The following is a 9,104-nucleotide window of genomic DNA, read 5'->3' on the forward strand; positions in this document are numbered from 1 at the left end:
CGGCTCAGGGCGCGTGGTGACTGGGGTTGAGGCGGTTTTGGCTAGCATTGAGAGGCTTCGTTTGTAGCACTGTTTTGCCGTGTTTTTGCTGGTTTTTCGGAGGTCAGTGCTAAATTTAAGCACTACGGAAAAACTTTTAGCACTGGACGGCAAATGGGCACGATTACACGGCGGGAAACCAAGAAGGGCGTGAGGTATACCGCCCAGATCAGGCTGCGCCGCGAAGGAGTCATAGTCTACCAAGAATCCCAGACCTTCGAACGGAAGCAGACCGCACAGGCCTGGATTCGCAAGCGGGAAACGGAGCTGGCCCAGCCGGGTGCCTTGGCGCGGGCCCAGCGGCAGGGCGCGACGGTTCGCCAGATGATCGGCAGGTACCTGGAGCAGTACGGCGGCGCGCTTGGCCGGACCAAGGAGGCGACGCTGAAGGCCATCGGCGGGACCTGGCTCGGGGATCTGCAGGACCGCGAGCTCACCAGCCAGCGGCTGGTGGAGTATGGCCAGTGGCGGATGGGTGCCGAGGGCGGTGGGGTGCAGGCGCAGACGGTGGGCAATGACCTTTCGCATCTGGCGGCGGTGCTGTCGATCGCCAGGCCGGCGTGGGGGTACGAGATCGATCCGCACGCCATGGGCGACGCCCGCCGAGTGCTGAAGAAGATGGGCATGGTCAGCAAGAGCAAGGAGCGCGACCGGCGGCCGGAGCTGCGGGAGCTGGACCTGCTGCTGGAGCACTTCTTCGAGATGCAGCAGCGCCGGCCGGCGTCGATCAACATGCCCAAGGTGATCGCCTTCGCCATCTTCTCCACGCGCCGCCAGGAAGAGATCACGCGTATCCGTTGGGACGACCTGGACGAACGCCGCCAGGCGGTGCTGGTGCGCGACATGAAGAACCCCGGGCAGAAGATCGGCAACCATGTCTGGTGCCACCTCCCGGACGAGGCCTGGGCGATCCTGCAGTCGATGCCGCGCGAGTGCGCGGAGATCTTTCCCTACAACGGCGACTCGATCTCGGCGTCGTTCACCAAGGCCTGCCAGTTCCTGGGCCTGCAGGATCTGCGCTTCCACGACCTGCGGCACGACGGCGTCAGCCGGCTGTTCGAGATGGACTGGGACATTCCGCGGGTGGCCAGCGTCTCGGGCCATCGGGACTGGAACTCACTGCGGCGCTATACGCACCTGAGAGGCCGGGGCGATCCCTATGCGGGATGGCCCTGGTTGGAGAGGATCATCGCGGCGCCGGTGACGCTCGGCGCGCGCGTCCCGGGCTAGCGTGCCCGGTTGTGCAGCTTGTCGTTCTCGCGGACGGCCCGCTCGTGCTGCAGATCCAGATAGCGGGCGAGGTCCGCCAGGTGGACGCCCTGGACGGCTTTCTGGCTGTTCTCGATCCGCACCAGCGGTAGGTCGATCACGCCGGCGATGATCTTGCTCCGCAGCTTGGTGGGCGTCAGGTGGCTGAAGTAGTCGGTGCAGAGGCGCTCCAGCGGAACCACCGCCGCGCCCTGGTACTGGGCCATGAGCAGGAAGAGGGTGTTCATCGGTCACACCTCCAGCGGCAGTTGCTGATGGTCCTTGCCCAGCAAGGCCGGATCCGGCATCGGCCTGCCGACCAGACTGCACAGGTCGCGCAGCTCGGCGATCAGGAGCTGGCGGGCGAAGGCGTCCTTTGTGCCTACCAGCTGCTGGGTGAGCTTGGCGATCTGCCGGGAGTAGGCGGCCCGCTGTGGGCCGGGGACGATGCCGAAGAAGCCCTGCTTGCGGATGGCGGGTAGTACCTCTTTGCAAACCCATCCAGCAAACACCTGTGCCTCCGGTTTACGAGAGGCGAAAATGGTCTGATAGACAGCGGGTTCTGAGATGAAAATGACCTCCTGACCCCCGCCACGCGTCTGGCAGTAGCATACCCCTCGCCACTCTTCGGGGATGTTTTTCAGACTGCCCGATGCACCTTTCCAGACGATGCCAAGCACCTCGTAGACATCCTTGGCACAGAACCAGACCTCCCCATCCCCACCGATGGCGGTACGGACATCGCGCTCGGCGAACTGGAAGGCATTGCTGATGAGATTGAGGTTGTTCATGTTCAAGCCCCTTTACCGGTGTGCTGCTGGGCCGGCTTGGCCAGAGCGGTGTTGATGACCTCGGCGTCTTGCTGGGTGAGGGCGCCAAGGGCGTTGGCCATGCTGGCCAGGGCCAGCAGGTGGATGCGGTCGCCGAGGGTGTGGCTGACCTGGTAGCGGATCAGGGCCTCGCCGAGTAGCACGGTGGCCCTGATCCGGCGGACCAGGGGTGGGTGGAGCGTGATAGGCTGGTGCGTGCTGCTGCTCTGGGTCATTTCCATGATGAGTCTCCAGGTGGTGGTAGGGCCCGGGGGAGTTGCCGCTCCTCCGGGCTTTTTCGTTTCCGCGCTTTGGCCCGCGCGGGGAGGGAATTCGAAGCCGGTCATGCTGGGCCCACTGGGTTGGCGAAAACCCAGCAGCGGACCTTGTCCGGGCGGGTGTCCAGGGGGTTGGCGCGCCGCTGGTTCTTGCGGATGCGGCTGGTGATGACCTTGTTGTCCAGGTAGCGGAATTGGCGGCTGTCCTTGAGCAGCTCGCGCAGGGTGCTCAGGTCGGCCAGGCGCTGGCGGTGCTCGGCGGCGCGCTCGATGAACTCGTTGAGGTTGATGGCGATGACGCTGTCGTCATCGCTGTGGTTGACGACCGGGTCGCTGCTCATGGATTCAAGGTAGTCGTAGACCTGCCAGAATTCGGTCACGACCGGGTTGTCCGCGCTGATGGCAGCCTGGCGCTCCAAGGCGATACGAACCATGGTCCGCTGGGTCTGGCGCACCATGCCCTCGGGGATGGCCACCACGAGGCAGAGGCAATCGAGCTGGGCCAGCATCATGGCGTGGTTCTTCACGATCCGCTCGATGCGCAGGTGCCCGACCAGGTCACTCTGGCAGCTCGGGCAGTGGTGATCGCCTACGCCGAGGCGAGCGCCGCAGCAGAAGCAGGTGTCGCCCAGGCGGCGGAGCTTGGCTTCGTACTGCGGGAAGGCTTCATGGAAGCGGGCCAGCACCTCGGCCTCCTTGCGGGTGGCCAGCAGCAGGAAGTGGCTCAGGGCATCGCCGTCCAGGCGGCTCAGGGTGTCGGCCGCGGCGCGGCTCTCATCGGTCAGTACCGGCCGGGTGAAGTGCAGCTTTACGATCCGGGTGAGGATGGCTTCGGAGGCGCTCACCGGGGCGTTCTGGCTGATGGCGATGGTGCCGCGGAAAGGGGGCTCGTAGGTTTCGTTGCCGGCGGTCTTCATGCCGCGGGTGCGCAGGGTGCCGCCGCCGAAGAAATCTTTCAGTTCGTCCCAATCGAAGCTCTTGGCGTGGGCTTTCTCGGGGTCGTTGCGATCGCCCTCGATGAGCACGATGGGCATGCCGGCGACCTGGCCCATGGCCCGGCTGCGGCCGGCGGTGGAGGACTTGGAGGGGTCGAAGCCTTCGTAGCCGGCGCGGCCGAACAGCTTCCAGAGGAAGGTCAGCAGGGTGGTCTTGCCGGCGCCGGCTTCACCGGTGGCTTCCAGGAAGGGGAAGGACTGGTAGCGGGCGCGGATCTGCTCGGCGAACAGCGAGCCGAACCAGAAGGTGAGGGCGGTCAGGCCATTGGCACCAAAGCACGTCCAGAGCAGCGGCAGCCAGTCGCTGCGGTAGTCGCCGGCGGTGGGGTTGGGCTTGAGGCCGATAGTCTTCTGCAGGGTCTTGAGGCGCAGCTTGCCGAAGTCGAAGTAGTCCTCGTCGTTGACCTGGTGCAGCTGGCCGTCGCGCACCGCCAGGTCGCCGAAGACGTAGCAGCCGTGCTCGCGGCTGTAGCCGACGTAGTCGATGGTTTCCACGGTCTTCAGGCCGAACAGCTGGTCCTTCATGATCTTGTCGAGCTGGGTGCCGCTGCCGGTGAAGACGGCGCCGGCGGCCATGCTGAGCAGGCGTTTCTTGAATTCGCTGGCGGCGGCGACCTGGGCGCCGGTGAAGGTGTTCTTCACCGCCGGGCCGTCGTGGGGAAACTCGACGCGGAAGTAGTACCAGGACTCGTCGGTGATCTCGTTGCGCTGGAAGTACAGCGCCTGGGGCGCGCAGTTGGCGATTTCCACCACATTGCCGGCGAGGCGCATGGCCTTGTCGCGCTGTTGCTTGCTGGTGAGCTGGCGATCCTCGTCGCGCTCGGATTCCTCGAGGTGGGCCAGGGCCTTGTTGTATTTGTCCAGGTCGAGCTTGAACCAGTAGAGGCGGCTCTCGAAGGTGAAGTGGAATTCGTGGCGCTCGCGCCATTCGTACATGAGCACCGCCTTCTCCGCGGCGGTGTCGGCCAGCAGCAGGGCGCCGTGGTAGCGAGCTTCCTTGAGGTCCAGATCGCGGCGATGCTCACGCTTGGCCGGGTCCGGCTCGAAGGTCCAGCGCTGATGCAGGTCGTTCCAGTCGACCTTGCGGCTGCCCGGCTGAGGGATCTGCGCGGCCTCGCAGGCGAAGCCCAATTCGCGGGCCTGGCGGGCCCAGCGGCGGGTGTAGCGGTGGGCGCCAGGCTCGTTATCCAGGGCCCAGACCAGCTTGGGCAGATTGCCCGCCCGGGCGGTGAGCAGGTAGTTGAGCGACTGTTCGGGATAGGCGTTGCTGCTCATGGCCGAGACGGCGGCGATGCCGTGGTGCAGCAGGGCGATGGCGTCGAAGATGCCCTCGACGATCCAGAGCTCCTTGACCGTCTGCAGGTTGAGGCTCGGCGGACACCACCAGACGCCGCGGTAGCTGGCGCCGGGCTGAAAGCGCGCCTTTTGCTTGCCGAAGCGGGCCGGGCGGTCGATCAGGCGCTCCCAGTAGCCGCCCTTGTCGAGCCTGAACCTCACGGTCGCCGAGCCGAGGCCCTGGGCGCGGTCCCAGTAGGTCTCCTGGCTGTACCAACCCTTGATCAGGCCCAGGTCGAAGCCGCGGGCGAACTGCAGGTAGCCGTCGGCGCTGGCGGCCGGGGCGTCGGCGCTGGGCTTGAAGCGCTCGGACCAGTCTTCGAACAGCTCGCTGAACAGCTCCTTGACGTGCCAGCTCTGGCCGCACTTGGCCTCGCGACCGCACTTCACCACCCAGGGGTTGGTGTGATCGGTGAACAGCTCGCGCTTGTGGCAGGCGGGACACTCGCCCTTACGCAGGTACTTGGTGCCGCTGATGCGCTGCATGCCGAGTTCCCGCTCGAGGCGCTGGAGCACGTCGGCGCGGAGCTGCTGATCCATCTGACGCATGCTCAGAACTCCGCCGGCTGGCCGGTGCCAAGTTCGCGTATCAGGCGCAGATCACCGTAGCCGTGACGTTCAGCATCGGTGGCCAGGACGTTGAGGGCACGGGCCAGTTCGCGCAGCTCGGCGGGGGTCCAGAAGCCCATTACGCCCAGGACGCCGTCGTTGGAGACGACCAGGGGCTGGCCGCCGGTGCGGGTGAGGGTGACGTCGAGTCGGCGGCGCATCAGTTGGCCTCCTGGGCGGCAAGCTGGGCGCGGATCTGCGCGGCGGTCTGGTCGGCGGCAAGCAGTGGCGGATAGCGCCGCAGGATGGCGGTGCGGCGGCTGGTCCAGTCCTCGATGCGGGTGAAGCGAGGCTCCCACTGGTGCTGGCGGATGGTGTGGTCGACACGGCTCTGCAGCCAGTTGGCGTAGCTCTCGGCGAGCTCCGGTGGCAGGTCGATCTGGACGGACAGGGTGCTGGGCATGGTGGTTCTCGCTGCAAGAGGGCGCAGTTCACCCCTACCCACGCAACGGCGGGCATAGGGCGGGTCAGTCAGGGGTTAGCGGGTGGAGGAGTGGGCGCCGGGGTCTTCGTCGATCAGGGCGTCGAAGATCTCCAGTACCGGTACGCGATAGCGGAGGCCGGTGGCGGGGTTGACCAGGACGGCGGTGTCGCCGGTGCTGGCGTCGATGTCGAGGAAGCGGTGGCCCTTGAGGGCTTCGAGTTGGTCGTGGGCCCGCGCGACCAGGCGTTCGGCGGTGGTTCGCTGAACTCCCAGGGTCTGGAGGTTCTCCACGGCGCGCTGGAATAGGGCCTGGCTCTCGCCGAGGTACTGGTCCTCATGGCGCCGGAGGAAGCCCAGGGCGGCGGCCTGCATGGTCTCGAAATAGTCGGTGGGGTGGTGTGTCGTGGTCATGACGCGAGGTCCTCTCTCATGAGTTGCGGAAGGTCTTCCTGGTCGGCTTCCAGCAGGTCCAGCTGCTGTTCACCCTTCTTCTGCGCGGCGAGGTGTTGGTTGTAGCGGTAGACGTGCGCCGCCATACGCACGTAGTCCTCGTTTTGCATGGGCAGCTGGGACGGTGGCGAGCCCGGTAGGCCGCTGCGGTTCGCGGCATGGGTCAGCTCGGTACGGCCCCAATAGCTCTGGCTGCAGGGCACGAAGTCGCATTGGTACAGCTCGCGCCGCATGAAGATGTGTTCGTACCAACTGGTCCGGCAGATCAAAGGGGCGCCGCAGATTTCGCAACGAAACCGCCCCTTCTTCGTCTTGCCAAAGAGCTTCCACAGAAACTGCATCGTGACTCCCACCGCTCACGCGGCTCCGGCCTGGCCGGGTTCTGGCGCTCCGCGCCGACTACTTACCTGCCACCCTGGCAGGTCGTACGGGATTCAGGTGTTACGGCTAGCTGGGCTTCCCGCCGGGCTTGCTGACATGGAGCGTGACGACCGCATGCATCTCTGCGGCGCTACCGGCCATGTAGTGACGGTGGGCGGCCAGCAGACTGACTACCTCCTTCTCGTCGATCACGCCGTCTTCCAGCGCCTGGGCGATCAGTTGGTTCAGCCGTCCGCGCCTGACTGCCGTCTCAACGCTACGGGCGTAGAGATCGACGTTGTCCAGGTCGTCTACCTCGGCCTGGCGGACGAAGAAGCCGCCGTATTGCCCGGCCAGATAGTCCACCAGGTGGGTGGTGCCGGTCTCTTGCTCGAGCAGCCGAATCTGCTCATCGGTGAGCGGGCGGCTGCCGGCGGTCTCGTAGGCGTGGTTGTCGAACTTTTTGAGCGGCAGGCCGAGGCGGGCGGCGGCGCACTCTCGGCCGCCCGGATAGGCGCAAATCACCGCGCTGACGACCTGGCGACGGGTCTCTAGGGCTGGGCGTTTCATCTTCCAGTTTCTCCCTGGGCCGTGCGGCCATAGTGTTGCGCCGCGGTGGTAGCAGGGATCTCGCCTTGCTTGATGCCGAGCAGAACTGCGGCTCGGTGCGCCTCACCGCGCAGGCACTTCTTTTGCCCGTTAAGTACCGCGTAAACGGTACTGGGCGTAAGTCCATTTTGGAGCGCCCAGCCCTTTGCGCTCAAACCAAGACGCTTCAGGCGATCGCGTGCCTGGGTGCAAGCTTGCTCAGTCGGGTATCCGTTCGGCATAGTTCGGCTTCGTGTGATTGTGTGTGGTTTCGTGTGAATCCGCTGATAGTTTTTCCCCTTATTTGGTGAGTGTCAAGGGCGCAATGGATGATATGTGGGGAATTGGTTCCCGGCTGCGTGAAGAGCGCTTGCGACTCGGGCCTAACCAAACAGATTTTGGCGCTTCCCTCGATGTGGGGAAAAACACTCAGTACGCGTACGAAAAAGGGGAAAGAGCGCCAGATTTGCTCTATCTCCTGAAGGCAAAACGGATGGGTGTCGACATTTGGTATGTCATGACCGGAGATCGTATGCCTGCGGCAGAATCCACTTTGACCCCAGACGAACATGAGGTCATTACCTATTTCCGGGGAATGTCTGAGAAGAGCAAAGACGCTGCACGCCGCGTGGTCTTCGGACTAGCCGCTGCGGACGGCGCACTGGATTCCGGTAAGGCGTAAGCCGTACCGGCCCTGGCCATGAGGGCCAGGAAGCATGGATATCAACAAGGAGCAGTTCCATGACGATGCATCTTGGCGTAATAGCGCGCCGCCTCTCCCTGGCCAGCATTCTGGCCGCCTCACTCTTTCCTCTCTGGGCTCAGGCCGAAACCATCACCGGCAGGGTGGTAGGTATCTCGGACGGAGATACCCTCACGCTGCTAACGGCTGACAAGCGCCAGCTCAAGGTCCGTCTGGCCGGGATCGACACGCCTGAGCGAGCGCAGCCCTATGGCTCCCGTGCTCAGCAGCAACTGTCTGCATTGGCGTTTGGCAGGCAAGCCGAGCTTCAAGTGCAGGACACTGATCGCTACGGACGCACGGTTGCCCGGGTGATCGTCGGTGGGCAGGACGTGAACCGCGAGATGGTCCGCGAGGGTGCTGCTTGGGTGTATCAAGCATACAACCGCGACAAGGCCCTGTTGGCCGTTGAGGCTGATGCCAGGGCCCAAAGGCGCGGTCTATGGGCGTTGCCGGAAGCAGAGCGTGTGGCTCCCTGGGACTGGCGAAAGACAGAGCGTACCGGGCAGACAATCAATCTCGCTGCCAAGCCAACCAAGGCTGAGAGTAGTAACAGTTTCAGTTGCAGCGGCGGTAAGAAGTACTGCAAGGAGATGAGCAGCTGTGCAGAGGCTCGCTTCTATCTCGAGCAGTGCGGTATGAGCCGGTTGGATCGGGACAAGGACGGTATTCCGTGTGAGAACGTCTGTGGTGGTTGATGACTAGGCGGATGCAGAGAAAGGCCCAGCCTTTAGCTGGGCATTCTGTCTCAGCAGGCGTGCAAGGGTTGGCGACCTATGTCACAGGATGTACTGTACTTAAGTACAGTACTTCGAGATTGGTGTAGCCATGGAACAGGTGAGTTTGACCCCTTCATCCCTTCGAAAACGGCACAAACGCTACCGTCGGCTGGCGCGGCGCGAGGTCGAACTATTGGATGCCTTCCGGCAACTGTCGGACGTCGATCAGGAGCGCATGCTGCTGATCATACGGGGCATCGCTTGGGCCAATGGGCCGCTCCCTTCCAAAGTCTGAACAGCGGGGTACGCATGCAAGAACGTAAATTCGCTGTGGTTCGGATCGATCAGATCCACGAGATCGTTGCACCAATAGTCGAGGCCCGATTGCATGCCTTAGGATTTGAGATTCAAGGGCCGCTGCATTGGCTGCGCAGCGATGACGCTCCTATTCGCCAGATTTTCTGTCTGAGGCAATGGAAGGGCGATGCGCTGGCTCCCGCATGGGGAC

The 9,104-nt window shown here is 64.1% G+C and carries 14 protein-coding genes and 1 pseudogene; 5 read left to right on the forward strand and 10 right to left on the reverse strand.

The features are described from left to right. The first annotated feature begins 153 nt into the window (after window positions 1-153). On the forward strand, window positions 154-1,269 hold the full coding sequence (locus RND78_RS27200; protein WP_312733290.1) for a tyrosine-type recombinase/integrase: 1,116 nt from the start codon (window positions 154-156) through the stop codon (window positions 1,267-1,269). On the opposite strand, the gene RND78_RS27205 is transcribed toward RND78_RS27200, so the two are convergent. From RND78_RS27205 to RND78_RS27250, 10 genes are all read right to left on the reverse strand, one after another. Further along, the gene (locus RND78_RS27205) at window positions 1,266-1,535 is read right to left on the reverse strand and encodes a pyocin activator PrtN family protein (RefSeq protein WP_312733291.1); all 270 of its coding nucleotides are present in this window, start codon (window positions 1,533-1,535) and stop codon (window positions 1,266-1,268) included. The genes RND78_RS27200 and RND78_RS27205 overlap by 4 nt on opposite strands. Before the next feature lie 3 nt (window positions 1,536-1,538). Then, window positions 1,539-2,078: a Bro-N domain-containing protein gene (locus RND78_RS27210; protein ID WP_312733293.1), complete on the reverse strand. Its 540-nt coding sequence runs from the start codon at window positions 2,076-2,078 to the stop codon at window positions 1,539-1,541. A 2-nt stretch (window positions 2,079-2,080) separates the two neighbouring features. Next, window positions 2,081-2,338 carry a hypothetical protein gene (locus tag RND78_RS27215; protein WP_312733295.1) on the reverse strand — a complete coding sequence of 86 codons (258 nt, stop codon included), beginning with the start codon at window positions 2,336-2,338 and terminating at the stop codon, window positions 2,081-2,083. A gap of 101 nt (window positions 2,339-2,439) precedes the next feature. Beyond that, complete coding sequence (locus RND78_RS27220) at window positions 2,440-5,253, reverse strand: toprim domain-containing protein (RefSeq protein ID WP_312733297.1); 2,814 nt, start codon at window positions 5,251-5,253, stop codon at window positions 2,440-2,442. Window positions 5,254-5,255: 2 nt separating this feature from the next. Beyond that, window positions 5,256-5,474 (reverse strand): hypothetical protein, encoded by a 219-nt coding sequence (locus tag RND78_RS27225; protein ID WP_312733299.1) that lies wholly within the window; start codon window positions 5,472-5,474, stop codon window positions 5,256-5,258. Continuing rightward, a complete protein-coding gene (locus tag RND78_RS27230) occupies window positions 5,474-5,716 on the reverse strand; it encodes a hypothetical protein (protein ID WP_312733301.1) in 243 nt (80 codons plus the stop codon). The genes RND78_RS27225 and RND78_RS27230 overlap by 1 nt, the downstream gene beginning before the upstream one ends. Before the next feature lie 75 nt (window positions 5,717-5,791). Next, window positions 5,792-6,148 carry a hypothetical protein gene (locus RND78_RS27235; protein WP_312733303.1) on the reverse strand — a complete coding sequence of 119 codons (357 nt, stop codon included), beginning with the start codon at window positions 6,146-6,148 and terminating at the stop codon, window positions 5,792-5,794. Next, entirely contained in the window at window positions 6,145-6,528 is a 384-nt protein-coding gene (locus RND78_RS27240) for a hypothetical protein (RefSeq protein WP_312733305.1), read from the reverse strand. The genes RND78_RS27235 and RND78_RS27240 overlap by 4 nt, the downstream gene beginning before the upstream one ends. 106 nt (window positions 6,529-6,634) lie before the next feature. Beyond that, window positions 6,635-7,117: a YmfL family putative regulatory protein gene (locus RND78_RS27245; RefSeq protein ID WP_312733307.1), complete on the reverse strand. Its 483-nt coding sequence runs from the start codon at window positions 7,115-7,117 to the stop codon at window positions 6,635-6,637. Next, entirely contained in the window at window positions 7,114-7,377 is a 264-nt protein-coding gene (locus RND78_RS27250) for a DNA-binding protein (RefSeq protein WP_312733308.1), read from the reverse strand. The genes RND78_RS27245 and RND78_RS27250 overlap by 4 nt, the downstream gene beginning before the upstream one ends. Before the next feature lie 83 nt (window positions 7,378-7,460). Here RND78_RS27250 and RND78_RS27255 point away from each other — a divergent pair, with 83 nt between their 5' ends. From RND78_RS27255 to RND78_RS27270, 4 genes and pseudogenes are all read left to right on the forward strand, one after another. Then, window positions 7,461-7,817 (forward strand): helix-turn-helix transcriptional regulator, encoded by a 357-nt coding sequence (locus tag RND78_RS27255; RefSeq protein ID WP_312733309.1) that lies wholly within the window; start codon window positions 7,461-7,463, stop codon window positions 7,815-7,817. A gap of 59 nt (window positions 7,818-7,876) precedes the next feature. Then, window positions 7,877-8,575: a thermonuclease family protein gene (locus tag RND78_RS27260; RefSeq protein WP_312733315.1), complete on the forward strand. Its 699-nt coding sequence runs from the start codon at window positions 7,877-7,879 to the stop codon at window positions 8,573-8,575. 130 nt (window positions 8,576-8,705) lie between these two features. After that, a complete protein-coding gene (locus tag RND78_RS27265) occupies window positions 8,706-8,891 on the forward strand; it encodes a hypothetical protein (protein ID WP_312733317.1) in 186 nt (61 codons plus the stop codon). A 14-nt stretch (window positions 8,892-8,905) separates the two neighbouring features. Then, window positions 8,906-9,104 (forward strand): annotated as a pseudogene (locus RND78_RS27270) (hypothetical protein); the annotation flags it as partial.

This window comes from Pseudomonas oryzihabitans (assembly GCF_032027545.1).
In the GTDB taxonomy this organism is placed as follows: Bacteria; Pseudomonadota; Gammaproteobacteria; order Pseudomonadales; family Pseudomonadaceae; genus Chryseomonas; species Chryseomonas oryzihabitans_F.